Annotated in this window: 24 protein-coding genes; 6 read left to right on the top strand and 18 right to left on the bottom strand. The window is 71.7% G+C overall.

All coding sequences use genetic code 11. The features are described from left to right. Positions 1-96: 96 nt before the first annotated feature. Positions 97-681, top strand: coding sequence for a TetR/AcrR family transcriptional regulator (locus B082_RS0107720; protein ID WP_018551238.1), 585 nt, complete (start codon positions 97-99; stop codon positions 679-681). Between the two features lie 23 nt (positions 682-704). Here B082_RS0107720 and B082_RS0107715 read toward each other — a convergent pair whose 3' ends face one another. From B082_RS0107715 to B082_RS0107705, 3 genes are all read right to left on the bottom strand, one after another. Then, on the bottom strand, positions 705-1,439 hold the full coding sequence (locus B082_RS0107715; RefSeq protein ID WP_018551237.1) for a M23 family metallopeptidase: 735 nt from the start codon (positions 1,437-1,439) through the stop codon (positions 705-707). A 453-nt stretch (positions 1,440-1,892) separates the two neighbouring features. Next, positions 1,893-3,125: a PQQ-binding-like beta-propeller repeat protein gene (locus B082_RS0107710; RefSeq protein ID WP_037709641.1), complete on the bottom strand. Its 1,233-nt coding sequence runs from the start codon at positions 3,123-3,125 to the stop codon at positions 1,893-1,895. Between the two features lie 236 nt (positions 3,126-3,361). Further along, positions 3,362-5,890, bottom strand: coding sequence for an ATP-dependent Clp protease ATP-binding subunit (locus B082_RS0107705; protein ID WP_018551235.1), 2,529 nt, complete (start codon positions 5,888-5,890; stop codon positions 3,362-3,364). Between the two features lie 440 nt (positions 5,891-6,330). Between B082_RS0107705 and B082_RS0107700 the strand changes: the two genes are divergently transcribed. Continuing rightward, positions 6,331-6,951: an SCO3374 family protein gene (locus B082_RS0107700; RefSeq protein ID WP_018551234.1), complete on the top strand. Its 621-nt coding sequence runs from the start codon at positions 6,331-6,333 to the stop codon at positions 6,949-6,951. On the opposite strand, the gene B082_RS0107695 is transcribed toward B082_RS0107700, so the two are convergent. From B082_RS0107695 to B082_RS0107650, 10 genes are all read right to left on the bottom strand, one after another. Beyond that, a complete protein-coding gene (locus B082_RS0107695) occupies positions 6,930-7,265 on the bottom strand; it encodes a histone-like nucleoid-structuring protein Lsr2 (protein WP_018551233.1) in 336 nt (111 codons plus the stop codon). The two genes, B082_RS0107700 and B082_RS0107695, sit on opposite strands and share 22 nt — an antisense overlap. Positions 7,266-7,408: 143 nt before the next feature. Further along, positions 7,409-7,966, bottom strand: coding sequence for an amino-acid N-acetyltransferase (locus B082_RS0107690; RefSeq protein WP_078622518.1), 558 nt, complete (start codon positions 7,964-7,966; stop codon positions 7,409-7,411). Positions 7,967-7,975: 9 nt separating this feature from the next. Next, positions 7,976-8,419 carry a BlaI/MecI/CopY family transcriptional regulator gene (locus B082_RS0107685; protein ID WP_026249534.1) on the bottom strand — a complete coding sequence of 148 codons (444 nt, stop codon included), beginning with the start codon at positions 8,417-8,419 and terminating at the stop codon, positions 7,976-7,978. Between the two features lie 123 nt (positions 8,420-8,542). Beyond that, complete coding sequence (locus B082_RS0107680) at positions 8,543-8,722, bottom strand: hypothetical protein (RefSeq protein ID WP_018551230.1); 180 nt, start codon at positions 8,720-8,722, stop codon at positions 8,543-8,545. Positions 8,723-8,765: 43 nt separating this feature from the next. Further along, complete coding sequence (locus B082_RS0107675) at positions 8,766-9,344, bottom strand: hypothetical protein (protein WP_018551229.1); 579 nt, start codon at positions 9,342-9,344, stop codon at positions 8,766-8,768. A gap of 138 nt (positions 9,345-9,482) precedes the next feature. Beyond that, positions 9,483-10,280: a type III pantothenate kinase gene (locus tag B082_RS0107670; RefSeq protein ID WP_018551228.1), complete on the bottom strand. Its 798-nt coding sequence runs from the start codon at positions 10,278-10,280 to the stop codon at positions 9,483-9,485. Then, on the bottom strand, positions 10,280-11,311 hold the full coding sequence (gene nadC / locus B082_RS0107665; RefSeq protein WP_018551227.1) for a carboxylating nicotinate-nucleotide diphosphorylase: 1,032 nt from the start codon (positions 11,309-11,311) through the stop codon (positions 10,280-10,282). Before nadC ends, B082_RS0107670 begins: the two co-directional genes overlap by 1 nt. A 2-nt stretch (positions 11,312-11,313) precedes the next feature. After that, positions 11,314-13,047: an L-aspartate oxidase gene (locus B082_RS0107660; protein WP_018551226.1), complete on the bottom strand. Its 1,734-nt coding sequence runs from the start codon at positions 13,045-13,047 to the stop codon at positions 11,314-11,316. Then, positions 13,044-14,057 (bottom strand): pantoate--beta-alanine ligase, encoded by a 1,014-nt coding sequence (gene panC / locus B082_RS0107655; RefSeq protein ID WP_018551225.1) that lies wholly within the window; start codon positions 14,055-14,057, stop codon positions 13,044-13,046. The genes B082_RS0107660 and panC overlap by 4 nt, the downstream gene beginning before the upstream one ends. Then, on the bottom strand, positions 14,054-15,076 hold the full coding sequence (locus B082_RS0107650; RefSeq protein ID WP_018551224.1) for a Rossmann-like and DUF2520 domain-containing protein: 1,023 nt from the start codon (positions 15,074-15,076) through the stop codon (positions 14,054-14,056). Before B082_RS0107650 ends, panC begins: the two co-directional genes overlap by 4 nt. Before the next feature lie 175 nt (positions 15,077-15,251). On the opposite strand from B082_RS0107650, the gene B082_RS0107645 reads away from it, so the two are divergent. Next, positions 15,252-16,451 carry a threonine aldolase family protein gene (locus B082_RS0107645; protein ID WP_018551223.1) on the top strand — a complete coding sequence of 400 codons (1,200 nt, stop codon included), beginning with the start codon at positions 15,252-15,254 and terminating at the stop codon, positions 16,449-16,451. An 87-nt stretch (positions 16,452-16,538) separates the two neighbouring features. Further along, complete coding sequence (locus tag B082_RS0107640; protein WP_018551222.1) at positions 16,539-17,651, top strand: DUF5937 family protein; 1,113 nt, start codon at positions 16,539-16,541, stop codon at positions 17,649-17,651. 13 nt (positions 17,652-17,664) lie between these two features. Here the strand turns inward: B082_RS0107640 and B082_RS0107635 are convergent, their stop codons facing one another. Together B082_RS0107635 and B082_RS0107630 are read right to left on the bottom strand one after the other, a co-directional pair. Then, positions 17,665-18,339 carry a response regulator gene (locus B082_RS0107635; protein WP_018551221.1) on the bottom strand — a complete coding sequence of 225 codons (675 nt, stop codon included), beginning with the start codon at positions 18,337-18,339 and terminating at the stop codon, positions 17,665-17,667. A gap of 191 nt (positions 18,340-18,530) precedes the next feature. Beyond that, complete coding sequence (locus B082_RS0107630; protein ID WP_018551220.1) at positions 18,531-19,745, bottom strand: sensor histidine kinase; 1,215 nt, start codon at positions 19,743-19,745, stop codon at positions 18,531-18,533. Between the two features lie 95 nt (positions 19,746-19,840). Between B082_RS0107630 and B082_RS0107625 the strand changes: the two genes are divergently transcribed. Further along, on the top strand, positions 19,841-20,845 hold the full coding sequence (locus tag B082_RS0107625; RefSeq protein WP_018551219.1) for an SAM-dependent methyltransferase: 1,005 nt from the start codon (positions 19,841-19,843) through the stop codon (positions 20,843-20,845). A 56-nt stretch (positions 20,846-20,901) separates the two neighbouring features. Then, positions 20,902-22,044, top strand: coding sequence for an NADH-quinone oxidoreductase subunit D (locus tag B082_RS0107620; RefSeq protein WP_018551218.1), 1,143 nt, complete (start codon positions 20,902-20,904; stop codon positions 22,042-22,044). 21 nt (positions 22,045-22,065) lie between these two features. Here the strand turns inward: B082_RS0107620 and B082_RS0107615 are convergent, their stop codons facing one another. The 3 genes from B082_RS0107615 to B082_RS0107605 form a co-directional block, all read right to left on the bottom strand. Next, positions 22,066-23,115, bottom strand: coding sequence for a hypothetical protein (locus B082_RS0107615; RefSeq protein WP_026249532.1), 1,050 nt, complete (start codon positions 23,113-23,115; stop codon positions 22,066-22,068). Positions 23,116-23,219: 104 nt separating this feature from the next. After that, positions 23,220-24,197, bottom strand: a complete 978-nt coding sequence (locus B082_RS0107610; RefSeq protein ID WP_026249531.1) for an ABC transporter substrate-binding protein — start codon at positions 24,195-24,197, stop codon at positions 23,220-23,222. Positions 24,198-24,267: 70 nt separating this feature from the next. After that, on the bottom strand, positions 24,268-24,942 hold the full coding sequence (locus B082_RS0107605) for an ABC transporter permease (RefSeq protein WP_018551215.1): 675 nt from the start codon (positions 24,940-24,942) through the stop codon (positions 24,268-24,270). Between the last annotated feature and the right edge of the window lie 2 nt (positions 24,943-24,944).

The raw sequence follows: 24,944 nt of genomic DNA, 5'->3' as shown, positions 1-24,944 counted from the left end.
CGGGCCTCTTACTTGCCGCCCGGCTAGTTGACTACACTGAGGGAAAGTAACCCCGCAACTAGCCGGGCGTCAAGTAAGTTTCCTTGGGAGAGCACCATGGGCAGCACGTCTCAGCCACGTCGGGGCAACACCCGCCAGCGCATCCAGGACGTCGCCCTGGAGCTCTTCGCCCAGCAGGGCTACGAGAAGACCTCACTGCGAGAGATCGCCGAGCAGCTGGACGTCACCAAGGCGGCGCTCTACTACCACTTCAAGACGAAGGAAGACATCCTCGTCAGCATCTTCGAGGACCTCAACAAGCCGGTCGAGGACCTGATCATCTGGGGCAGGACACAGCCGCGCACCCTGGAGACGAAGACGGAGATCCTCCGCCGCTACAGCGAAGCACTGGCCCGCTCCGCCCCGCTCTTCCGCTTCATGCAGGAGAACCAGGCGACGGTACGCGACCTGAGCATCGGCGAGACGATCAAGCACCGGGTGCTGGGCCTGGTGGACCTCATCAAGGAACCGGACGCACCGCTCACCGACCAGGTCCGGTGCCTCAGCGCGCTCTTCACCATGCACGCCGGCATGCTCGCGCTGAAAGACGTCGACGGCGACCCCGAGGAGAAGCGCAAGGCCGCTCTCGAAGTCGCCGTCGAACTGGTCACCCGGGCCCACGACCCGGACGCCCCCCGGTAGCCGGGGGCGGTATCACGGCCGGATCAGACCGTGATGCCCTCCTTGTGCAGGAAGTTGACCGGGTTGACCGCCGAACCGTAGTTCGCGGTGGTCCGGATCTCGAAGTGCAGGTGCGGGCCGCTGGAGTTGCCGGTGTTGCCGGACAGGGCGATCTTCTGGCCCTTCTTCACGTGCTGGCCGATGTGCACGTCGATCTGCGACAGGTGCGCGTACTGCGAGTACGTGCCGTTGCCGTGCTTGATCACGATGGCGTTGCCGTACGCGGGACCGTCGCCGCCGCCGTTCGGGCCGGCCTTCACGATGGTGCCGGTGTGCGCGGCCTCGACCTTGGTGCCGATCGGCACGGCGAAGTCCTGGCCGGAGTGCTTGTGCGACCAGCGGCTGCCGTCGTTGCCGAAGCTCGCGCTGAGCTTGTAGTGGCTGACCGGGGTCTCCCAGGCGAGCTTCGCGGCCCGCTTGGCGGCGGCCTTCTTCTTGGCGGCCGCCTTCTTCTTCGCCGCGGCCTTCTTCTTCGCCGCCTCGGCCTTCTTGTCGGCCGTGTGCTTGGCCGCCGCCTTGCCCTGCGCGGCCGCCTGCTGGGCGACCGAGTCGGCGGTGGCGGTGGTCAGGTTCGTGGCCTGGGGGGCGTCCGCAGTGCCGGCCGCGAACGCAGCGCCCGCACCGAGAACCATCGACGTCCCCAGGCCGGCTGCCACCACGGCGCCACGGACACGGGACACGGACGGGCGGCGGGACTGGAACGTAACGCGCTTCGACATAAGCAGAGAACCTCCGGTGATGACTGGACCCGGCGGCGTGCCGGGCTGGCCATACCTTGGTAACCCGCACCCCCACCGGTGCTCAAACACCCCATCTACGAAGAAAAGCCGTAGAAGGAGCCCCGGGAATTCGCTCACCGGACCCCGGCGGAACACCGTCCCGGACGCCTTCGGACGCCATCGCCGGAACAGGTTTAAGCCCAGTTCCAAACCGCCCCAACCGGACATAGCCCCATGGTCCGGGCGTATGGCCCTCCGCATGCCGAGGGCCCGTCCGCCGCGGGGTCGAAAGACCCCCGACGCGACGGGCCCCATGCTCCTAAGGCGGCTAGTAGGCCCCGAAAGCCCTGTGCGCCTTGTCACCGGCGGTGGGACCGAAGGCCGTCCGTTTCGGGACCTTCGGCCCGGTGCCCGGAGCCACCCGAAGGGCAGCTCCGGGCCCGGCACCGGGGGCTATCCGACGGGCAGCCCGGTCACCTTCTTGCCGTGCAGCGCCACCAGCTGCTTGCCGCCCGATGCCAGGTACCAGCGCTGGATGTTGCCGGTGCCGTCGTTGTAGGTCCAGCGCAGATCGCCGTCGGCCGGGTCGAAGGCGTGGATGCCGCCGTTCTTGTCGAACTCCGTCGCCCCGTAGAGGACGTCGCCCACCTTGGCGAACTGCCACGGGGCCGCCACGTCGAGGCTCCCCTTGTTGTGCCAGTGCCGCTTGCCGGTCGCCGGGTCGGCCGCCCACAGGCCGTGCACGGTGTCGGAGACGTACAGAACCCCGTCCACGACCGCCGGGTCGTTGAACCGGCTGTACTTCTCGGTCGCGAAGGACCAGCGCTCCGCGCCGGTCTCCAGGTCGTAGGCGCGCATCCGCTCGCCGTTCGCGAGGATGGCGAGGCCGCCGTGGACCTCGAAGCCGCGGTTGTTGGACCGGCCGATCTTCTTCGTCCAGACCTGGCGGCCGGTCGCGGTGTCGCGCACGGTCAGGTTCTCGCGGAAGTCCGTGTACGCGAGGCGGTTGCCGGCCACCCGCGCGGTGATGCCGTTCTGCTCGGTGCCGTGGTCGCGCTGCTCGCGCCAGATCACCTTGCCCGATGAGGTGTCGATGGCGGCGATCACGTTGTCCGGGGTCCTGAAGTCCTTGTCCAGGATTCCCGCGACGACGTAGACGTGGTTCTTGTCCGCCGCGATGGGCCGGGGCTGCGAGTACTCCTTGTCGCCCAGCCGGCTGCGCCAGGTGTCCTTGCCGGTCTTGGGGTCGAGCCCGATGATGTTCCCGTCGTACCGGGCGCTCGCCAGGTACAGCGTCCCGTCACCGATCAGCATGTTGGCGCCCGGGGTGGTGACCTCGGCGCGGGACCATAGCTCCTTGCCGGTGGTCAGATCACGGGCCACCAGCGGGTCGCAGGAGACGAGCACCACGTTGTCGACCACGGCCAGCGCGGACTGCCAGGCCAGTCCGTCGAACGCCGTGTCGTGCTGCCAGGCGGGCTTCGGCTTCCCGCCCGGTGCGGGTGTCGAGCCCCCGGGCTCCTTCGAGCCCGAGTCACCGCCGTCGATCAGCTCGTCCTCCGGCCCGCATGCCGCGGCGCCCGCCCCCAGCAGCGCCAGACCCGCTCCGGCCCCGGCCAGCCTCATCAACCGCCTGCGTGACACATCGCCTCTGCCCATGGCGTGCCCGTCCCCCTCGCTGCTCATCACTCGGGCCTTCGTTTGCAAACGAAAAACCCACCCGGGCAGGCCGCCCGAGGCGGGGCCAGACTAACCAGCGAATTTTGGCCAACGCGCGTAGCGAACGCGACCGGGACGTTCCTGTGACGCGCCTGTCACCGTGTCCGCAGCGCGAAAGGGGCGGCCCCGGCCGGTCGAAACCGGTCGGGGCCGCCCCTTACGGACGTTCGGACGCTACTGCCTGGAGGGGCAGGACGCGCCTGTCACGCCTCCTTCGTCATGTTCGGGCCGGCGCCGCCTGCCGCCTGCTCGATCGGGGGAACGTCGGGCAGAGCCGACTTCTCCTCGCCACGGAAGGTGAACTTCTGCTCCTCACCCTCGCCCTCGCTGCCGACGACCACGATGTGACCGGGGCGCAGCTCACCGAAGAGGATCTTCTCGGAGAGGATGTCCTCGATCTCGCGCTGGATCGTCCGGCGCAGCGGCCGGGCGCCCATCACGGGGTCGTAGCCCTTCTTCGCGAGGAGCTTCTTGGCCTCCGTGCTGAGCTCGATGCCCATGTCACGGTCCTTGAGCCGCTCGTCCACCTTCGCGACCATCAGGTCGACGATCTCGATGATGTCTTCCTGGCTGAGCTGGTGGAAGACGACCGTGTCGTCGACACGGTTGAGGAACTCGGGCCGGAAGTGCTGCTTGAGCTCTTCGTTGACCTTGACCTTCATCCGCTCGTAGTTCGTCTTCACGTCGCCCTGGGCGGCGAAGCCCAGGTTGAAGCCCTTGGAGATGTCCCGGGTCCCGAGGTTGGTCGTCATGATGATGACCGTGTTCTTGAAGTCCACGACCCGGCCCTGGGAGTCGGTCAGGCGACCGTCCTCCAGGATCTGGAGCAGGGAGTTGAAGATGTCGGGGTGGGCCTTCTCGACCTCGTCGAACAGGACGACGGAGAACGGCTTGCGGCGCACCTTCTCGGTGAGCTGCCCGCCCTCCTCGTAGCCCACGTAGCCGGGGGGCGAACCGAAGAGACGCGAGACCGTGTGCTTCTCGCTGAACTCCGACATGTCGAGGGAGATCAGCGCGTCCTCGTCACCGAAGAGGAACTCGGCGAGCGTCTTGGACAGCTCGGTCTTACCGACACCGGACGGGCCCGCGAAGATGAACGAGCCACCGGGGCGCTTCGGGTCCTTCAGACCGGCCCGCGTACGGCGGATCGCCTGCGAGAGGGCCTTGATGGCGTCCTTCTGCCCGATGACGCGCTTGTGGAGCTCGTCCTCCATGCGCAGCAGGCGGGAGGACTCCTCCTCCGTCAGCTTGAAGACCGGGATGCCGGTGGCGGTGGCGAGGACCTCGGCGATCAGCTCGCCGTCGACCTCGGCCACGACGTCCATGTCGCCGGCCTTCCACTCCTTCTCGCGCTTGGCCTTCGCCGCCAGCAGCTGCTTCTCCTTGTCACGGAGGGAGGCTGCCTTCTCGAAGTCCTGGGAGTCGATGGCCGACTCCTTGTCGCGGCGCACGCCCGCGATCTTCTCGTCGAACTCGCGGAGGTCCGGCGGCGCGGTCATCCGGCGGATGCGCATCCGGGAACCGGCCTCGTCGATCAGGTCGATCGCCTTGTCCGGCAGGAAGCGGTCCGAGATGTAGCGGTCGGCCAGCGTCGCGGCCTGGACCAGCGCCTCGTCCGTGATGGACACGCGGTGGTGGGCCTCGTAGCGGTCGCGCAGACCCTTGAGGATCTCGATGGTGTGCGGCAGCGACGGCTCCGCGACCTGGATGGGCTGGAAGCGGCGTTCGAGAGCGGCGTCCTTCTCCAGGTGCTTGCGGTACTCGTCGAGCGTGGTGGCGCCGATGGTCTGCAGCTCGCCGCGCGCCAGCATGGGCTTGAGGATGCTCGCGGCGTCGATCGCGCCCTCGGCGGCACCCGCACCCACCAGGGTGTGGAGCTCGTCGATGAACAGGATGATGTCGCCGCGGGTGCGGATCTCCTTGAGGACCTTCTTCAGGCGCTCCTCGAAGTCACCGCGGTAGCGGGAGCCGGCGACCAGCGCGCCGAGGTCCAGGGTGTAGAGGTGCTTGTCCTTGAGGGTCTCGGGCACCTCGCCCTTGACGATGGCCTGCGCCAGGCCCTCGACGACCGCCGTCTTGCCGACGCCGGGCTCGCCGATGAGGACCGGGTTGTTCTTCGTGCGCCGGGACAGCACCTGCATGACCCGCTCGATCTCCTTCTCGCGCCCGATGACCGGGTCGAGCTTGGATTCGCGAGCGGCCTGCGTGAGGTTGCGGCCGAACTGGTCGAGCACCAGCGACGTGGAGGGCGTGCCCTCCGCGGGGCCGCCGGCGGTGGCCGCCTCCTTGCCGCCCGAGTAGCCGGACAGCAGCTGGATGACCTGCTGGCGCACCCGGTTCAGGTCGGCGCCCAGCTTCACGAGGACCTGGGCGGCGACGCCCTCGCCCTCGCGGATGAGGCCGAGCAGGATGTGCTCCGTGCCGATGTAGTTGTGGCCGAGCTGGAGGGCCTCGCGGAGCGACAGCTCCAGGACCTTCTTGGCTCGGGGCGTGAAGGGGATGTGGCCGGACGGGGCCTGCTGGCCCTGACCGATGATCTCCTCCACCTGCTGGCGGACCGCCTCGAGCGAAATCCCGAGGCTCTCCAGGGCCTTAGCGGCGACACCCTCACCCTCATGGATCAGGCCCAGGAGGATGTGCTCGGTGCCGATGTAGTTGTGGTTGAGCATCCGGGCTTCTTCCTGAGCCAGGACGACAACCCGCCGCGCGCGGTCGGTGAACCTCTCGAACATCGTTAATCGCTCCTCAGAGCGGTCAGGCAGTAAGGGGTCGGTCCCCTCCCTGTCCTTCCGCAGCTTAGTCCCGCAAGCGGGGACCGCTCATTTCAACTGCCGACACCCGGCCTTGCTTCCTGGCGGATCCCCGCCCCGAACGCCGACAACTGCTCCAACCCGATGGTGCGAGACGATGTTCCCGCAGGCCAGACAGATACCCCAGTCGCCAGTACGCCGATGGCGAACGTGAGACGTCCATGGCTTGCGTGTCGCCCCTCCCCACTAGGGATGTCTTACCCGCAATTACAGACAGTCCATGCGGGGTACGCGGGTTCCCTCCGCTACGGGCGAACATCTTCGTACTCCTGAATGCGCCCGTACGCCCCCAACTCGGACACCCTATGCGTTCGCACAAGGACTCTGCGTAACCCCAAGGGCGGATCGGGAGTTCTTCCGGCATGGCCCTCACTGTCCCGCCGCCCCGCTTCCCGCCCTCCGCCGAAGCCGGTGGCGGCGCCCGGAAGGAGCCGCGGGACGGGTGGGGCCGGTGGTACGAGGAGGAGCTCGGCTGGGCCACGGCGGGCGGTTCACCGGTGCGGCTGCTGACGGGGCTGGCGTTCGACGCGCTCGTCGTCCCCGCGTCCGCCGGTCACGCGGCGCTGCGACGGGTGGGCCGGACGGGTCCGGTGGCGCTCATGGGGCTGCGGATGAGCCTGCTGGTGGCGCCGGGGAGCGCGGAGGAGCTGCCGGGGCTGCTCGACTGGCTGGAGTGGGGCGGGGTCGCGCTCTCGCTGAGCGGTCTGGGCGCGGGCGGGCGGATCACCGCACCGCCACCGCCGGGCCGGCCGGTGCCGCCGGGGGCCGCCTCCTGGCTGCGGCCCCCCAGGTCATCGCTCGAACAGGACGAAGCGCCGGCTCTCCCGGCTTTCTCCGGCTTCGGGAGCAGGGGTGGGGATGCTCCCGATCTCGTCCGGCTCGTGGACGCCGTGGCGACGGAATGCCACCGGGCTCGGCTGACGCGGGCCCGTGCGGGCCTGTTCCCCGATGACCCGGCCGCTCAGCCGTTGGCCTTCTCGTAGGCCTCACGGATCTCCGCGGGAACGCGGCCGCGGTCATTCACACTGTGGCCGTTCTCGCGGGCCCACTTACGGATCTCGGCGGTGTCCTTGTTGCCGCCGGAGACCGCCCGGCCCTTGCCGCGACCCGACGTCGCACGGCCACCCGTGCGACGGCCGTTCTTGGCGTAGGGCTCAAGAAGGGAACGCAGCTTGTCCGCGTTGCTGGTGGTGAGGTCGATCTCGTACGTCTTGCCATCCAGCGCGAACGTCACCGTCTCGTCCGCCTCGCCACCGTCGAGGTCGTCAACAAGAAGGACCTGAACCTTCTGTGCCACCGGATTTCCTTTCATCGAAAATGGAGTACGCGGAAAGGAAACCGCTTTTCCCCGGAAAACACAAACCCTCGGGAGAGGTTCAGCAGCTCAAGTGGACGGGAAACATGCGCGATTCGGACATAGGGCTCGCCTTCTTCCCGCGGTCACAGGTGCAGAAGCATCCGGCTGTTGCCCAAGGTGTTCGGCTTCACTCGTTCGAGACCCAGGAACTCCGCGACTCCCTCGTCATAGGAACGCAGCAGCTCGCTGTAGACATCTCCGTCGACCGGTGTCTCTCCGATCTCCACGAAGCCGTGCTTCGTGAAGAAGTCGACTTCGAAGGTGAGGCAGAAAACCCGTCGGACGCCGAGCCAGCGGGCGGTCTGCAACAACTTGTCCAGTACTTGATGCCCCACTCCGACGCCCTTGAGACTGTGATCGACGGCGAGAGTGCGTACTTCGGCGAGGTCTTCCCACATCACGTGCAGTGCTCCGCAGCCGATGACCCGGGCGTCCTCGTCGCGTTCGGCGATCCAGAACTCCTGGATGTCCTCGTAAAGCGTCACCGTGGCTTTGTCGAGGAGGATGCCTTCCCGCACGTACCCGTCGAGGAGACGCCGGACGGCGGGCACATCGCTCGTGCGTGCGCGCCGGACGGTGATGGCCACGTTTATAGCAGACGGTACGGTGCGGAAATCGGTTTGCGGAAGCTCTGAGGACATACGTAGACGCTATCGCCCGGTCTCGGGCTCCGGGTCATCGACCGCTTCACCGGCTTCCCCGGCTTCGGCCGGCGGCGTCCCGTCCTCGGGAAGAGTGGGCAGAACGATCCGCATCGCGTCCCGCAGAGCCTCGCGCTGCTCGGCCGACATCATCCCGAAGAAGGCGACGAGCGCGGCCGCCGGGTTGTCGCTGCGCGACCAGGCTTCGTTCATCAGGGCGGCCGCGTATGCGGCGCGGGTCGAGACGGCCGTATATCGATATGCGCGGCCCTCCACTTCGCGGCGGACCCAGCCCTTCTGATGGAGATTGTCCATTACCGTCATGACGGTCGTGTAGGCGATGGACCGCTCCTGCTGAAGGTCCTCCAGGACTTCCCGCACAGTGACCGGACGGTTCCATTCCCAGACCCGTGTCATCACGGCGTCTTCCAGCTCTCCCAATTGACGGGGCACAGCGTCACCTTAGTGCTATATGTCTGGAATGCGTAGTTATATACACAACAAAAGGGCGTACAGCTCCTCGGGAGCCGTACGCCCTTCGTACGGGATGCGCGCCGTGCGCGGCTTCTGGGGCGGTCAGGCCCCTTCGGTCCGCGGGGTCCGCTGCGCCGAGTCGGCGCGGCTGAGCGCCGCGTCCACGGCCGCGTCCTCCTTGGCCTTGTTGGGGCCGCCCTGGCTCTTGACGATCGTCACGACCAGGCCGATGAAGAAGACGGCCATCACCACGGGGGGCACGAGCGCGGATACGTAGTCCATGGCGTCCAGAGTAGCGAGCCCCCGCGGGACCCCGCCGGAGGCCCTACCCCGCGGCGCGCTGTGCGGGCTTGGGGACGGGCCGGCGGGGCGGGAAGACCTCCGAGGGCTTCGGCGCCGGACGCTCGGAGGGCGGAACCGGGCGGGCCGGCACCGGCGCCGGCGGGGTCTTGGGCTTGTCCGGCTCCGCGGCGCGCCCGCCGGGCAGCGCGAGCAGCCGGCCGCGGGGCGCGGGAGCCGTCGCGGACACGGCCCGTCCTGCGAGCCGGGCGCGCACCGAGCGCTCCGCGATCACCTGGCAGCGCTCCAGGAGCGCGCCGGCCAGGCGGCCGCCGCGCAGGGCGCGCAGCGCGGCCAAGTCCTCGGGGCGGGGGTCGTAGCCGGCGGCCAGGGCGTCCTGGAGGAGCTCCAGGTAGCCGCTGAGGGAGCCGGGCAGGGCGTCGCGGTAGCGGGCGAGGTCGGCGAGCAGGAAGGCGCGCAGCCGTCCGGCCTCGCCGACCACCTCGTCCACGCTGCCCGCAAGCCGCAGGCAGTCCTGGACATCCTCGTCGGGCAGGGGCGCGGGGTGCAGGGCGAAGGCGAGGGCGCGTCGGAGCACTCGCAGCTCGTCCGCGCTGAAAGCCATACCGCCGCGTGATCCGTAGGGCGTGGGCATAACGCGACAATACGTGCTAAAGGGACAAAATCCGTTTAACTGGTCGTCGGTGGCGCGGCGGCCCCGGGGAGCCGCCGCGCGGGAACCCGCCGGTCGGACCGCGTACCGCTACAGGCGCGACACGTTGCGCTCGTACACCAGGCGCAGCCCGATGAGGGTGAGCCAGGGCTCGTGCTCGTCGATGGCGGACGACTCGTTCAGCACCATCGGAGCAAGGCCGCCCGTCGCGATCACGGTGACGTCGTCGGGGTCGGCCGCCAGCTCCTTCTTCATCCGGGCCACGACCCCGTCGACCTGACCGGCGAAGCCGTAGATGATGCCCGCCTGCATGGCCTCGACGGTGTTCTTGCCGATGACGCTGCGCGGCCTGGCCAGCTCGATCTTGCGCAGCTGGGCGCCCTTGACGCCGAGCGCCTCGACCGAGATCTCGATGCCGGGCGCGATGACGCCGCCGGTGTACTCGCCCCGGGCGGAGACCGCGTCGAAGGTGGTGGCCGTACCGAAGTCCACGACGATCGCCGGGCCCCCGTACAGGTCGACGGCGGCGACCGCGTTGATGATGCGGTCCGCGCCGACCTCCTTCGGGTTGTCCATGAGGATCGGCACCCCGGTCTTGATGCCCGGCTCGACCAGCACCGCCGGGACGTCGCCGTAGTAGCGGCGGGTCACCTCGCGCAGTTCGTGCAGGACGGCCGGGACCGTGGAGCAGATCGCGATGCCCTCGATGCCGTCGCCCAGCTCCATGCCGAGCAGCGGATGCATGCCCATCAGGCCCTGGAGCAGCACCGCGAGTTCGTCGGCGGTACGGCGGGCGTCGGTGGAGATCCGCCAGTGCTCGACGATCTCCTCGCCGTCGAACAGGCCGAGGACGGTGTGGGTGTTCCCGACGTCGATGGTGAGCAGCATCAGGCGCCGGCCCCGTCGGTGTCGCGGAAGTCCAGGCCGATGTCCAGGATCGACGGCGAGTGGGTCAGCGCGCCGACGGCCAGGTAGTCCACCCCGGCCTCGGCGTAGGCGCGGGCCGAGTCGAGGGTGAGCCGTCCGGAGGACTCCAGGACCGCACGCCCGGCGACCAGCGCGACCGCGTCGGCCGTCTGCGCGGGGGTGAAGTTGTCCAGCAGGATCAGGTCCGCGCCCGCGTCCAGCACCTCGGCGGTCTGCTCCATCGTGTCGACCTCGACCTCGATCGGCACGTCCGGAAACGCGTCCCGCACCCGCTTGAACGCCTCGGCCACCCCGCCCGCCGCGATGACGTGGTTGTCCTTGACGAGCGCGGCGTCGGACAGCGAGAACCGGTGGTTGACGCCGCCGCCGCAGCGCACCGCGTACTTCTCCAGGGCGCGCAGGCCCGGGGTCGTCTTGCGGGTGTCGCGGACCTTGGCCTTCGTGCCCTCCAGCGCGTCGGCCCAGGCGCGGGTCGCGGTGGCGATGCCGGAGAGGCGGCAGAGCAGGTTGAGGGCGCTGCGCTCGCCGGTGAGGAGATCGCGGGTGCGGGTGGTGACGGTCAGCAGCTTCTGGCCGGGCACGACGCGGTCGCCGTCCTCGACATGCCGCTCCACCTCGAACTCGGACGTGCAGACGATCGACAGGACCGCCTCGGCGACCCGCAGACCGGCCACCACACCGGCCTCGCGGGCGGTGAAGTCACCGGTGGCCATGGCGTCCTCGGCGACCGTGGCCACGGTCGTGACGTCCACCCCGCCGTCCAGGTCCTCCGCGATGGCCAGGTGCGCGATGTCCTCGACCTGGATCGGGTCCAGGCCCGCGTCGGCCAGCAGCTGGGCGAGCGCGGGATCGAGGCCGCACTCCTCGTAGTCCTCGTCCCCGCCGCAGCCGCAGGCGTCCCCGCAGCCGTCCGCGGCAGACGCGGGCGCGCCGATCTGGATCAGCGGTACGTCCACGGGCGTGGGGCGCGGATTCTCTTCGGGCGTGCTCACGGTTACGGCTCCTCGGGAGTGGGGTGGGTGGTGCTCGTCGCTGCGCAGTCTGCTGCCCCGGGCGCGTCCACGGGCCCGAACGCCTCGGTATCCGTCCCACGGAGGACGAGGCTGCGGTCGGAGGTCAGCCGGACGACGAGGTGGCGGCGCCAGTGCTCGTCGTCGCGCTCGGGCCGGTCCTCGCGCCAGTGGCAGCCGCGGGTCTCCTCGCGCTGCCGGGCGGCGGCGACCAGGACCCGGGAGACCAGGAGCAGGTTGGTCGCCTCCCAGGCCTCGACCCCGGGCTCCGCGGTCTTGGGCTCGTCCCCTCCGGCCTTCAGGTAGGCGCTGCGGTGCAGATCCTCCAGCTCGTCGGCGGCCGTGGTGAGGCTCTGGGCGGAGCGCAGGACTCCGGCGCCGCGCGTCATGATGCGCTGGATCGTGGTCCGGGTCTCGGGGGCCAGCAGCGGGGAGGTCACGGGCGCCCGGTCGACGGCCTCGCCCGCGCGGGGGCGCTCGGTGACGATGTCCGCCGCGATGCGCTCGGCGAAGACGAGTCCTTCGAGCAGCGAGTTGGACGCCAGCCGGTTCGCGCCGTGCACCCCGGTGCAGGCGGCCTCGCCGCAGGCGTAGAGCCCCGGCACGGTCGTACGTCCCCGCAGGTCGGTGCGGACGCCGCCGGAGGCGTGGTGCGCGGCCGGTGCCACCGGGATCGGCTCGGTGACCGGGTCGATGCCGTGGGCCCGGCAGGCGGCCAGGACGGTCGGGAAACGCTGCTCCCACATCTCGGCCCCGAAGTGGCGGGCGTCCAGATACATGTGGTCGGTGCCGTGCAGCTGCATCTGGCGGGTGATGCCCTTGGCGACGATGTCGCGCGGGGCCAGCTCCGCCAGCTCGTGCTGTCCGAGCATGAAGCGCGTGCCGTGCGCGTCCACGAGGTGGGCGCCCTCGCCCCGTACCGCCTCGGAGACCAGGGGCTGCTGGCCCTCGGAGCCGGCGCCCAGGAAGAGGACGGTGGGGTGGAACTGGACGAATTCCAGGTCCGAGACCTCCGCGCCGGCCCGCAGCGCCAGCGCCACGCCGTCGGCCGTGGAGACCGCGGGGTTGGTGGTGGCGGAGAAGACCTGGCCCATGCCGCCGGTGGCCAGGACCACGGCCGGGGCGTTGACCGCGCCGACTCCGTCGTGCTGGCCCTCGCCCATGACGTGCAGGGTGACGCCCGCGGTACGGCCTTCGGCGTCGGTGAGCAGGTCGAGCACGAGGGCGTTCTCGATGGTGTGCAGGGCGGCCTCGCGGACCGCTTCGACCAGGGCGCGGGAGATCTCGGCGCCGGTCGCGTCACCGCCCGCGTGGGCGATGCGGCGGCGGTGGTGGCCGCCCTCGCGGGTCAGCGCGATGGACCCGTCGTCGGCGGTGTCGAAGTGGGCGCCGGTCCCGATGAGCCGGCGCACCGCGTCCGGGCCCTCGGTGACCAGGGTCCGCACGGCCGCCTCGTCGCACAGGCCGGCGCCGGCGACCAGGGTGTCGTCCAAGTGCTGTTCGGGGGTGTCGCCCTCGCCGAGCGCGGCGGCGATCCCGCCCTGGGCCCAGCGCGTCGAGCCGTCGTCCAGTCGGGCCTTGGTCACGACGACGGTGGCGAGGCCCGCCGCCGCGCAGCGCAGCGCGGTGGTGAGGCCGGCGACACCGGAGCCGACGACCACGACGTCCGCGTCGATGGCCCAGCCGGGTGCGGGGGCGGTCAGCCGTATTCCGGTCACGGGGTGGCTCCGAGGGTGAGGGGGATGTTGTCGATGAGCCGGGTCGCGCCGACCCGGGCGGCGACGGCGAGGATCGCGTCGCCCGCCGTGCGGTCGTCGGGGATCTCGGTGAAGTCGGCCGGGTCCACCAGCGCCACGTAGTCCAGATCGAGCGGCGGGCTCGCGGCCGCCGCCTCCTGGAGGACCGCGTGGGCGGCGGCGCGCACGACGGCGGGTCCGGTGTCCGGCCGGGCGCGGGCCACCGCCTGGGCGTCGGCCGCGAGGCGGGGTTCGCCGAGCCGGTTGAGCCCGGCGGCCCGGTCCTCGGTCGCCCCGGTGGCCCGCGCGCGGGCGTGCAGCGCCGCTTGCGCGGCGAGCCGGTCACGGGCGGCGAACAGGGCCCGGGACAGGGCGAGCGCGGTACGGCGCTCGTGCGGGTCGAGGAAGCGGTTGCGGCTGGAGAGCGCGAGGCCGTCGGGCTCCCGGGCCGTCTCCACTCCGGCGATCTCCACGGGGAAGTTCAGATCGCGCACCATGCGCCGGATCAGCGCCAGCTGCTGGGCGTCCTTCTGCCCGAACAGCGCGACGCCCGGCCGGGTCAGGTGGAGCAGCTTGGCGACGACGGTGAGCATGCCGTCGAAGTGGCCGGGGCGCGAGGCCCCCTCCAGGCGCTCCCCCATCGGTCCCGCCGAGATCCGGACCTGCGGTTCGCCGCCCGGGTAGACCTCGTCGACGGACGGGGCGAAGACCACGTCCGCGCCCGCCGCACCGGCCACGGCGAGGTCGGCGTCGAGCGTGCGGGGGTAGCGGTCGAGGTCGGCGGCCTCGCCGAACTGGAGCGGGTTGACGAAGACCGTGACGACGACCTGCCCGGCCGGGCCGGCGAGCGCGCGGGCGGCGCGGATCAGCGACGCGTGCCCCTCGTGCAGGGCGCCCATCGTCATGACGACGGCCCGCTTGCCGCCGGGGGCGTACGCGTCCAGTTCGGCGGCGGTGTCCAGCAGCGCCGGGGCGGAGACGGACGCGGTCATCGGGTCTCCTCCGGTCCGGTGCCGGTACTGCCGTCCGCTCCGCCGGGGCCGTCCGGGGCGCCACGGCCGCCGGGACCACCCGGGCCGCCGCGACCGCCCGCCGCTCCGCCGCCGTCCGCCAGGACGCCGAGCAGGTCCTCGGCGAGCTCCGGCTTCAGCAGGCCGTGGGCGAGGGCGCGGTCGGCGGTGGCGCGGGCCATCGCCACGTATCCGGCGACCGTCTGCGGGGCGTGGGTGCGCAGCTCCCCGATGTGCGCGGCGACCGTGCCGGCGTCGCCGCGCGCGACCGGGCCGGTGAGCGCCGCGTCGCCGGAGCGCAGGGCGTTGTCCAGAGCGGCGCCGAGCAGGGGGCCGAGCATCCGGTCCGGGGCGCTGACCCCGGCCGTGCGCAGCAGCTCCATCGACTGGGCGACCAGCGTGACCAGGTGGTTCGCGCCGAGGGCGAGCGCCGCGTGGTAGAGCGGACGGGACTCCTCCGCGACCCACTCCGGCTCGCCGCCCATCTCGATGACCAGCGCCTCGGCGGCGAGCCTCAGCTGCTCGGGGGCGGTGACCCCGAAGGAGCAGCCGGCCAGCCGCTGGACGTCCACGGACGTGCCGGTGAACGTCATCGCCGGATGCAGCGCGAGCGGCAGGGCGCCGGCCCGCAGCGCGGGGTCCAGCACCTTCGTCCCGTACCGCCCCGAGGTGTGGACGAGGAGCTGGCCCGGCCGGACCGCGCCGGTCTCGGCGAGGCCCTCGACGAGCCCGGGGAGGGCGTCGTCGGGGACGGTCAGCAGGACGAGGTCGGCGCGCGCGAGGACCTCGGCGGGCGTCACGAGGGGGACGTCGGGCAGGAGGGCCGCGGCGCGGCGCACCGAGGCGTCGGAGACCCCCGACACGGCGACCGGGCGGTGTCCGGCGAGGGCCAGGGACGCGGCCAGGGCGGGGCCGACGCGGCCCGCCCCCACCACGCCGACGGTGAGCCGGGCGGGGCGGTCCCTCGCGTCGAGGGGGTCCTTGGGAGCTGTTGCGTTCACGCTGCGATGGCCTTCCGTTCCAGTCCGCGGGGGGTACCGGACGATTCCTCTGCATGCTACGCCAGCACCCGGTCCGCCCTCCCGGCTGTCCACAGCCTGTGGAAACCTCGCTCGCACGGCTCCGGGGCTGCGGAAACCTGTGGGCGGACACGGCGTTGTGCGTGATGATCGTCCCATGGCAGACACGAACGCGCAGGTGACGGACGGGGCGGCGGACGAAGGGGCGGCCGGGGACGACGAGGCCTGGCGGCTGCGCCGCCTCACCGCGTGGCGGCAGGCCCAGCGCATCCTCTCCCGCATCCCGCAGGACCGCACGCTCGGCGAACAGCTGGCCTCCCTCACGGCGGACGCGGCGACGGTCACCGACCTCGCCCTGCCCGCGGACATCTACGGGGACGGTGTCGTCGCCGAGCTGGAGCAGCGGGTCGCCGGGCTGCTGGGCACGGAGGCCGCGGCGTTCTTCCCGACCGGGACGATGGCGCAGCAGGTCGCGCTGCGCTGCTGGGCCGCGCGCACCGGCAACCCGACCGTCGCGCTGCACCCGCTCGCCCACCCGGAGATGCACGAGGGCGGCGCCCTGGGCGCGGTGAGCGGGCTGCGTACCGTCCACCCCACGTCCGATCCGAGGCTGCCCACCGCCGAGGAGATCCGTGACTTCCCGGAGCCGTTCGGCACGCTGATGCTGGAGCTGCCGCTGCGCGACGCCGGCTTCGTGCTGCCCACCTGGGAGGAGCTGGAGGCCGTGGTGGCCGCCGCCCGTGAGCGGGACGCGGTGGTCCACTTCGACGGGGCCCGGCTGTGGGAGTGCGCCACCCGTTTCGGGCGCGGGCTGCCGGAGATCGCCGCGCTCGCGGACAGCGTGTACGTGTCGTTCTACAAGTCCGTCGGCGGCATCTCCGGGGCGGCGCTGGCCGGTTCCGCCTCGCTGGTCGAGGAGGCCCGGGTCTGGCGGCACCGCTACGGCGGCCAGCTCTTCCAGCAGTTCCCGGCGGCGGTCGCGGCCCTGGCCGGCCTGGACCGGGAGCTGCCGAACCTGCCCGCGTACGTGGCGCACGCGAAGACGGTCGCCGCGGCGCTGACCGAGGGGTTCGCGCAGGCCGGCACGGGCTGGTTCCGGGTACAGCCGGAGCCCCCGCACACCCACCAGTTCCAGGTGTGGCTGCCGTACGGCGCGGACGAGCTGACCGCGGCGTCGGTGCGGCAGGCCGAGGAGACCGGCGTGGCGCTGTTCCGCCGCTGGTTCACGCCGGACACCGGTGCGCCCGGGGTGGCGTTCACCGAGGTGACCGTGGGGCAGGCGGGTCTGGAGTGGACGGCCGACGACGTCCGGGAGGCACTGGCCGGCTTCCTGGAGCGGGTGCCCCGGAAGGGGTGAGCCGGCCCGGGTCCGGACGCTGATTGACACCGTCCGTCAAACGGCGTCCGGACTGTCACACCCACCCGGCACCATGGACGGGTGAGCGTGACCATCGACATCGCGGGCCTCGACCCCGCCCGCATCGTCTTCGAGACCTCTCCGCTCGTCGAGCTGGGGGTCGCCCTGCACGCGCTTTCCGAGCCGGGGCACCACCCGGGCGTGCACGGCTGGGCGACGGCCACCGCCACGGCCCTGGAGCCCGACCTCGCCGACCGGCTGCACGAGGCGGAGTTCCTGTGGCGGAACACCTTCTCGGACATCTTCATGCCGTTCGCCGGGGTGCGCGGCGGCGACGGCAGGACGGGCGCCGACCTCGCCGCCGACCTGGACCTGCTGGACCGGCTGGACGACGAGCGGTTCGTCGCCGCGGCCTTGGAGTTCAACTGCGGGGCGTTCCACGGGACCGGCGCGGCCTCCCCGCTCCGCGACGCCGGGACGCGTGCGCGGGCCCTGGAGATGGCGGCGGCGCGCGGCCGGCCGCAGGTGGAGTTCACCCAGCGGCTGCTGGCCGACCCCGACCTCGTACGGCGCCGGCTGCGCCGCCTGTTCGAGGACTGCGACCAGGCGTTCTTCGCGGACACCTGGCAGCGGGTCCGGGTCCAGCTCGTGGCCGACGCGCGGCACAAGACGGACCTGCTGCGGCACAAGGGGCTCGCCGAGGCGGTACGGGCGGTCTCCCCCGCGCTCGCGGTGTCCGAGGACGGGGGCCGGATCAGCGTCGACAAGCTGAGCGAGGGGGCGACCGACGCGACCGACCCCGCCGTCGGGCCGGGGCTCACCCTCATCCCCACCAGCTTCGGCCGGCCCCACCTGATGGTGCTCTACGCCCCGGGCTGGCGCCCGGTGCTCCACTACCCGGTGCACCGTCCCGAGCTGCCCTCGCCCGCCTCCGTCGAACTGCTCCAGCTGCGGATGGAGGCCCTGGCGCACCCGTTGCGCATGCGGCTGTGCCGGAGCATCGCCCGTTCCCCGTACACGACGGGCGAACTGGCCGACACCAACGGCATCACCTCGCCCGAGGTCTCCCGCCATCTCGCGGTGCTCAAGAGGGCCGGTCTGGTCACGACCCGGCGCCGGGGCCGGTACGTCCTGCACCAGCTGGACCTGACGGTGGTGGCCCGGCTCGGCAGCGACTTCCTGGAGGGGATCCTGCGCTGAGCCGGCCCGCGCCTCAGCCCGCGCCGCCGCCGGCGCGCACGAGCCCCGTCTCGTAGGCGAGGACGACGACCTGCACCCGGTCGCGCAGGGACAGCTTGGTCAGGATGCGGCCGACGTGTGTCTTCACCGTCGCCTCGGAGAGCACCAGACGCCCGGCGATCTCGCCGTTCGACAGGCCCTGGGCGACCAGCAGCATCACCTCGCGTTCGCGTTCGGTGAGCCTGGCGACGTCCTTGTGCTGCGGTTCGGGGTTGCCGCTGGGCAGCATCGGCGAGAACCGGTCGAGCAGCCGGCGGGTGGTGGACGGGGCGACGACCGCGTCCCCGCTGTGCACGGAGCGGATCGCGGCGAGCAGCTCGCCCGGCGGCACGTCCTTCAGCATGAAGCCGCTGGCCCCGGCCTTCAGCCCGGAGAACGCGTACTCGTCGAGGTCGAACGTCGTCAGGATCAGCACCTTCGGCGGATCGGGCTGCGCGCAGATCCGGCTGGTGGCCTCGACCCCGTCCAGCTTCGGCATGCGTACGTCCATCAGCACCACGTCCACCGCGGTGGAGCGCAGGACCTCGATCGCCTCCGCGCCGTCACCGGCCTCGGCGACCACCTCCATGTCGGGCTGCGCCGCGAGCACCATCCGGAAGCCGGTGCGCAGCAGCGCCTGGTCGTCGACGAGCATCACGCGGATCGCCATGGGGGTCCTTGTCTCCTTCTTCGGTGGGCAGCCTTCGGTGGGCAGCCGGAACGATCCAGGGTGTTTCGTTTGGCTCAGGCTGGGCTCGCGGGGTGTGGCACGCACGTCTGCGGCGTTGTCGCCCTCCTCTGCCTTGCAGCCGCACGCACCACACCCCGCTCCCTGATCCAGCCCGAGCCAAACGAAACACGCTAGTCGGCGGCCTTGAGCGGCAGCAGTGCGCTGATCCGGAAGCCTCCGCCGGGGCGCGGCCCGGCGTCCAGTGTGCCGCCCACCATGCCGACCCGTTCGCGCATGCCGATCATGCCGTGCCCGGCTCCGTCGGCCCCGCCGTCCTCGTACAGCTCGTGCGCGGCGCCCCGGCCGTCGTCCTCGACGAGCAGGCCGAGCCCGTCGTCGAAATAGACCAGCCGCACGCTGGCCCCGGCGTGCGGGCCGCCGTGCTTGCGCGTGTTGGTCAGGGCCTCCTGCACGATGCGGTACGCGGTCAGCTCGACGCTGCTGGGCAGCGGGCGGGCGGTCCCCTCGACCTTGAAGTCCACCGCCAGACCGGCCTTCCTGACCTGGCCGATCAGCTCCTCGATCTGTTCGACGTCGGGCTGCGGGACGTACTCCCCGCTCTCCTGCGCGTCGCCCGTCCGCAGCACGCCGAGCAGCCGCCGCATCTCCGCGAGGGCCTGCCTGCCGGTGCCGGAGATGGTCTCCAGCGCCTGCCGGGCCTGGTCGGGCGCCGCGTCCATGACATAAGCGGCGCCGTCGGCCTGCACCACCATCACCGAGACGTTGTGCGCGACGACGTCGTGGAGCTCGCGGGCGATACGGGCCCGCTCGGCGGCCACCGCCACCTTCGACTGGGCCTCGCGCTCCCGCTCCAGGCGGGCCGCCCGCTCCTCCAGCTGGTCGAAGTAGGCCCGGCGGGTCCGCATCGAGTCACCGAGCACCCAGGCCAGTACGAACGGCACCGTCATCACGACGGCCACGAACACCGCCTGCGCCCAGCTGCTCGACGCCTCGTCCTGGTTCGGCCAGCGGAGCTGGGAGAGCGTGGCCGCGACCAGGCTGCACGCCAGGGCGAGCCGGGAGGCCCAGCGCTCCCCGACGGTGGCCACCGTGTAGGTGATCACCAGCATCGCGAAGTTCGCGACGGTCGGCCGGACGCCGAAGAGCAGCTGGGCCACCCCCATCGCGATGGCGAGCAGCAGCATCTTCTCGGGAGCGCGCCGCCGCAGGGCGACGACAACGCACAGGCCGATGACGACCGGCGCGATGGCGATGCGCTCCATCGGACCGCCGCGGCCGGTGTCGCCCACCACGATGGTCATGCCGGAGAGCCCGAGGAGGAAGACAGCCCAGAAGCTGTCGACGCCCGTCGGGTGTCTGCGGATGAAATCGTAGAGGCGCTGCACGTAACCCAGCGTAGGGAAGCCCGAGGGGTGCCGGGTCAGCCGAAGGGTCGATCCGGGTCCTGGGACCGTACTCCCCAAGGTGGAGACTGGGGCGCGTGACGGATGAGTGGCGTGGGTGGCAGGAGGCGGCCGAGACCGCTCTGTACGGCGACGAGGGCTTCTACCGGCGCCCCGAGGGCCCCGCGGGCCACTTCCGTACCTCGGTGCACGCCTCCCCCCTGTTCGCATCCGCCGTCGCCCGGCTGCTGGTCGCGACGGCGGCGGATCTCGGCACCCCGGACGTGGACCTGGTCGACCTGGGCGCGGGGCGCGGCGAGCTGGTGACGGGCGTGCTCGCCGCGCTGCCGGCCGAGGGCGGCGCGGACCTCACCGTACGGGCGTACGCCGTCGAGATCGCCGCCCGCCCCGAGGGCCTGGACCCGCGCGTGGAGTGGTGCGCGAAGCCGCCGCGCGGGGTGCGGGGGCTGCTGTTCGCCAACGAGTGGCTGGACAACGTGCCGCTGCCGGTCGCCGAGACGGACGCCGACGGCACCGACCGGTACGTCGAGGTGCGGACCTCGGACGGCGCGGAGCGGCTGGGCGGCCCGGTGGCCGGGGCGGACGCGGCGTGGCTGCGGCGCTGGTGGCCCTCGGCGGGCCCCGGCAGCCGGGCGGAGATCGGCCGCCCCCGCGACGAGGCGTGGGCGGACGCGGTGTCCACCGTCTCCGCCGGGCTCGCGGTGGCGGTGGACTACACCCACGTACGCGGGGAACGCCCGCCGTACGGGACGCTGACCGGCTTCCGGGCCGGGCGCGAGCTGCGGCCGGTGCCGGACGGCAGCTGCGACCTCACCGCCCATGTGGCCCTGGACGCCTGCGCGGCGGCGGCCGGCCCGGACGCGGAGCTGCGCACCCAGCGCGAGGCGCTGGCGGACCTCGGCATCAGCGGGGGACGCCCGCCGCTGTCCCTGGCGTCGACGGACCCGGCCGCCTACCTCCGCGCCCTGGCCTCGGCGGGCGAGGCGGCGGAGCTCACGGCCCGGGGCGGCCTGGGCGACTTCGGCTGGCTGAGCCACAGGATCGGCCCCTCCGGCGCGCGTTCCAGCGCCTCCGGCGATTGAGGAGCGGGTTGTGGGGCAGCGCCCCGGGCAACGGCGCGGCACGCAATAATCGCCGCATGACGGAGACGACAGTCGGCATCGGCGGCGCGGCGGAAAGCACCGACATGGTGCTCAACATCGGCCCGCAGCACCCCTCCACGCACGGCGTGCTCCGCCTGCGCATCGTCCTGGACGGCGAGCGCATCCAGCACGCCGAACCGGTCATCGGCTACATGCACCGCGGCGCGGAGAAGCTCTTCGAGGCCCGCGACTACCGCCAGATCATCATGCTCGCCAACCGCCACGACTGGCTGTCCGCGTTCTCCAACGAACTGGGCGTCGTGATGGCCGTCGAGCGCATGCTCGGCATGGAGGTCCCCGAGCGCGCGGTCTGGACCCGCACGCTGCTCGCCGAGCTGAACCGGGTCCTCAACCACCTGATGTTCCTCGGCTCCTACCCGCTGGAACTCGGCGGGATCACCCCGGTGTTCCACGCGTTCCGCGAGCGCGAGGAGCTCCAGGCCGTGATGGAGGAGGTCTCCGGCGGCCGGATGCACTACATGTTCAACCGGGTGGGCGGCCTCAAGGAGGACCTTCCGGCGGGCTGGCTCGGCCGTGCCCGGGACGCCGTCGCCTCGGTCCGTTCCCGGATGGACATCTACGACGGGCTGGTCCTCGGCAACGAGATCTTCCGGGCCCGCACCCGCTCGGTGGGCGTGCTGTCGGCCGGGGCGGTGCACGCGTACGGGGTGTCGGGGCCGATCGCCCGCGCCTCGGGCGTCGACTTCGACCTGCGGCGCGACGAGCCGTATCTCGCGTACGGGGAGCTCCAGGACACCCTGAAGGTCGTCACCCGGACCGAGGGCGACTGCCTGGCCCGGTTCGAGTGCCTGCTGGAGCAGACGCACAACGCCCTGGACCTCGCGGACGCCTGCCTGGACCGGATGGCGGAGCTGGCGCCCGGACCGGTCAACCAGCGGCTGCCCAAGGTCCTCAAGGCCCCCGAGGGCCACACCTACGCCTGGACCGAGAACCCGCTCGGCGTCAACGGCTACTACCTGGTGTCCAAGGGCGAGAAGACCCCGTACCGGCTGAAGCTGCGCTCCGCGTCGTTCAACAACATCCAGGCGCTCACCGAACTGCTGCCGGGCACGCTGGTCGCCGACATGGTGGCGATCCTGGGCTCGCTGTTCTTCGTCGTCGGCGACATCGACAAGTAACCGCCGCGTCCGCCGCAGGCGTTACGAGATCGCGCTGCGCAGCTGGGCCACGTCCAGCTGCTCCGTCTCGTCGTGCGCGGTCAGGTCGATGACCTTGCCGACGGCCCGGTTCTCCGCCGTGCCCGAGCGGTGTGCGGCGAGGGCCTCCTCGCCCACCACGTCGGCCAGGTCCTCGTTCTGCACGGACTCGATGGCGGCGTTCGCCTTCTGCGTGCCGAAGAAGTCGAAGCTGCCCTGCGGCACCAGATGACGGCGGGCCGCGGAGTACGGCACGACCGCGCTGGCGGCCGGCACCGGGCGCGGGGCCGTCAGTTCACCGGCGGGCCGGGACGCGGGCAGGGCGGCGGGCGTGCGGTGCTCCTGACCGTCCCCGGCGCCGGGCTCCTCGGCCGCGGCGTGCTTCCCCCGCGGCTGCCGGCCCTGCGGCTCCTGCCCCTGCGGCTCCCGGCCCTGCCGGGCGCGCTCCGCGAGGACCCGCTCCCGGGTGCTCTCGGCGGTGCGCCGGGCCTTCTGGAGCGCGGCGTTGCGCGTGAGGTCGGCCAGCGCGCGGGCGGCGCGGGCGTACGCGTCCGGGGTCGGGGTGCTGCGCGCCGCGGGCAGTTCGCGGGCCGGGGCAGCCGCCTCGATGGCGAGCCGGCGACGGCTCTCCAGAACGCTGGCCCGCTCGGTCTCCGCGTTGGCGTACCGCCGCAGCAGCGCGGCGTGTTCGCCCCGCAGCCCGGCGAGCTCCACGCGCTTGCGGCGCAGTTTCGTCTCCAGGCGGGCGCGCAGCTCGCGCGACTCCTCCAGCTCGGCTTCGAGCTCCGCCACGCGTTCCTCGGCACGCCACTCGTCGCTGGCGCGGGCGCGCGTCAGCTCCGCGACCCGGCGGCCCGCCTCGCGGTCCCAGCCGCGCATCAGGACCGCGCCGGTGCAGGCGGCGGCCGCTGCGGCGGCGACCAGCGTGCGCAGGACCAGGGGTTCGGCGAGCAGCCAGGCGCCCGCGGCACATACGACCGAGGCTCCGGCGACTGCCGAAGGCGGAAGGATTCTGTGCAGTGGTGGCGAATGGCGATGGCGTCCACGTGGCATGGCCCGAAATTTACCGTGTGTACGGCGGACTTGGGGAGCCGCCCGGCAATCTGTGCCCCGCAAGTTACCTGGCGGCCCCCGAAATCCCCTTCCGGGGACCTTCGCTACTTCTTGATCAGACCCTTCGACTGCAGGTATTCCCGGGCCACATCGGCGGGCTTGGCGCGCTCGGCGTCGACCTTGCGGTTCAGTTGTGCGAGGTCCTCGGTGGTGAGTGCGCCGGTGAGCCTGCCGAGTGCGTCGGCGATGTCCTGCGCTCCGGCGTCCTTGGCGTTGAGGACCGGAAGGACGTTGTCCGCGTTCTGGAGCTTCTTGTCGTCCTCCAGGAACACCAGGTCGTAGGTGTCCAGCACCGCGTCGGTCGTGGTGGTGAGAACGAGCTGGTCCTTGCCGTCCTTGACCGCCTGCTTGGACTGCGGGGTACCGACGCCCTTGGGGTCGATCCCGGTGACGTCGATGCCGTACGTCTTCTTCAGCCCGGGTGCGCAGAACGGCCGCACCTCGCACTCGTCGCCCGCCGCGACCTTGACCGCGATCTTGGCGGCGCCGAGATCCGAAAGGGTCGTCAGCTTGTTCTTCTCGGCGAATTCCCTGGTGACCGCGAAGGCGTTCTGGTCGACGGCCTTCCCGGCCGGCAGCACCTTCAGCCCGCGCGGCTCCGCGAGCTTCTTCAGCGCGGCGACGGTGGCTGCGGTGTCGCCCGAGGCGACCGGCTTCGACTCGGCGGCCTTCGCCCCGTTCACCTTGGCGTTGAGGAATTCGGCGATCGTCGCGGCATATTCCGGTACGACGTCGATCTCGCCCTTCTCCAACGAAGGTTCGTAGAGTTCACGGTTCTTCACCGTGGTGACCGAGGTGCTGTACCCGGCGTCGCCGAGTATCTGCGCGTACAGCTCCGCGAGCACCTTGGACTCGGTGAAGGCCGCGGCGCCGACGACGAGCGAGCCCTTCTTGCCGGAGTCCTTGTCCCCGGCGGGGGCGCCCTTGTCGTTCTCCAGGCTGTCTCCGCCGCAGGCGGCGAGCGAGCCCGCCAGCGCGATGACGCCGATGACCGCGCCGGCCATACGTGAGGTCCTGCTCATGTTCTTCTCCGTCCACGGCGGCGAGGCCGTATGCGACAAGGGTTATGGGTTGGGTGGGCCGGCCGGGCACTCATGCCGGCCTGCGGCGGCGCAGCGGGGACAGCAGGCGGTCGACGCCCACCAGGACCGCTTCCACCAGCAGGGCGAGCACGGCGACCAGCAGCGCCCCCGCGACCACCTGCGGGGTGTCGTACGTGTTGAAACCGGCGGTGATGATGCGGCCGAGGCCGCCCTGACCGACCATGGCGGCGATCGTCGCCGTGGCCACCACCTGGACCGCGGCCGACCGCAGCCCGGTCATGATGAGCGGGTAGGCCAGCGGAAGCTCGACGCGCAGAAAGAGCTGCCCGCCCGACATCCCCATCCCGCGCGCGGCCTCCGCCACCGAACGGTCCACCTCGGTCATCCCGACGTAGGCGTTGGTCAGCAGCGGCGGCACGGCGAACAGCACGAGGGCGATGATCGTCGGTATGTATCCCGCGTTGCGCAGCGGCGAGACCATGAAGAGGGCCAGGACCGCGAAGACGGGGATCGCCCGCCCCACATTGGCCAGGTTGACCGCGAGCGCGCCGCCCTTGCCCCGGTGGCCCAGGTAGAGCGCGACGGGCAGCGCGATGGCGCAGGACAGCGTGAGCGCCACCCCACTGACGTACAGGTGCTCACCGAGCCGGTGGGCGACCCCGCTCTCCCCCGACCAGTTGGCGCCGGTGGTGAGCCAGGTCCAGGCCTCGCCGAGAACTCCCATGG

The organism is Streptomyces sp. ATexAB-D23, from assembly GCF_000373645.1.
GTDB classification, from domain to species: domain Bacteria; phylum Actinomycetota; class Actinomycetes; order Streptomycetales; family Streptomycetaceae; genus Streptomyces; species Streptomyces castrisilvae.
This window is presented reverse-complemented; position numbering and strand designations above follow the sequence as displayed.

Bases quoted from the DNA above. Each gene is read 5' to 3' on its own strand.
- B082_RS0107720 (WP_018551238.1), top strand. From the start codon at position 97: ATGGGCAGCACGTCTCAGCCACGTCGGGGCAACACCCGCCAGCGCATC.
- B082_RS0107715 (WP_018551237.1), bottom strand. From the start codon at position 1,439: ATGTCGAAGCGCGTTACGTTCCAGTCCCGCCGCCCGTCCGTGTCCCGT.
- B082_RS0107710 (WP_037709641.1), bottom strand. From the start codon at position 3,125: ATGAGCAGCGAGGGGGACGGGCACGCCATGGGCAGAGGCGATGTGTCA.
- B082_RS0107705 (WP_018551235.1), bottom strand. From the start codon at position 5,890: ATGTTCGAGAGGTTCACCGACCGCGCGCGGCGGGTTGTCGTCCTGGCT.
- B082_RS0107700 (WP_018551234.1), top strand. From the start codon at position 6,331: ATGGCCCTCACTGTCCCGCCGCCCCGCTTCCCGCCCTCCGCCGAAGCC.
- B082_RS0107690 (WP_078622518.1), bottom strand. From the start codon at position 7,966: ATGTCCTCAGAGCTTCCGCAAACCGATTTCCGCACCGTACCGTCTGCT.
- B082_RS0107680 (WP_018551230.1), bottom strand. From the start codon at position 8,722: ATGGACTACGTATCCGCGCTCGTGCCCCCCGTGGTGATGGCCGTCTTC.
- B082_RS0107675 (WP_018551229.1), bottom strand. From the start codon at position 9,344: ATGGCTTTCAGCGCGGACGAGCTGCGAGTGCTCCGACGCGCCCTCGCC.
- B082_RS0107670 (WP_018551228.1), bottom strand. From the start codon at position 10,280: ATGCTGCTCACCATCGACGTCGGGAACACCCACACCGTCCTCGGCCTG.
- panC (WP_018551225.1), bottom strand. From the start codon at position 14,057: ATGACCGCGTCCGTCTCCGCCCCGGCGCTGCTGGACACCGCCGCCGAA.
- B082_RS0107645 (WP_018551223.1), top strand. From the start codon at position 15,252: ATGGCAGACACGAACGCGCAGGTGACGGACGGGGCGGCGGACGAAGGG.
- B082_RS0107635 (WP_018551221.1), bottom strand. From the start codon at position 18,339: ATGGCGATCCGCGTGATGCTCGTCGACGACCAGGCGCTGCTGCGCACC.
- B082_RS0107620 (WP_018551218.1), top strand. From the start codon at position 20,902: ATGACGGAGACGACAGTCGGCATCGGCGGCGCGGCGGAAAGCACCGAC.
- B082_RS0107615 (WP_026249532.1), bottom strand. From the start codon at position 23,115: ATGCCACGTGGACGCCATCGCCATTCGCCACCACTGCACAGAATCCTT.
- B082_RS0107610 (WP_026249531.1), bottom strand. From the start codon at position 24,197: ATGAGCAGGACCTCACGTATGGCCGGCGCGGTCATCGGCGTCATCGCG.
- B082_RS0107605 (WP_018551215.1), bottom strand. From the start codon at position 24,942: ATGGGAGTTCTCGGCGAGGCCTGGACCTGGCTCACCACCGGCGCCAAC.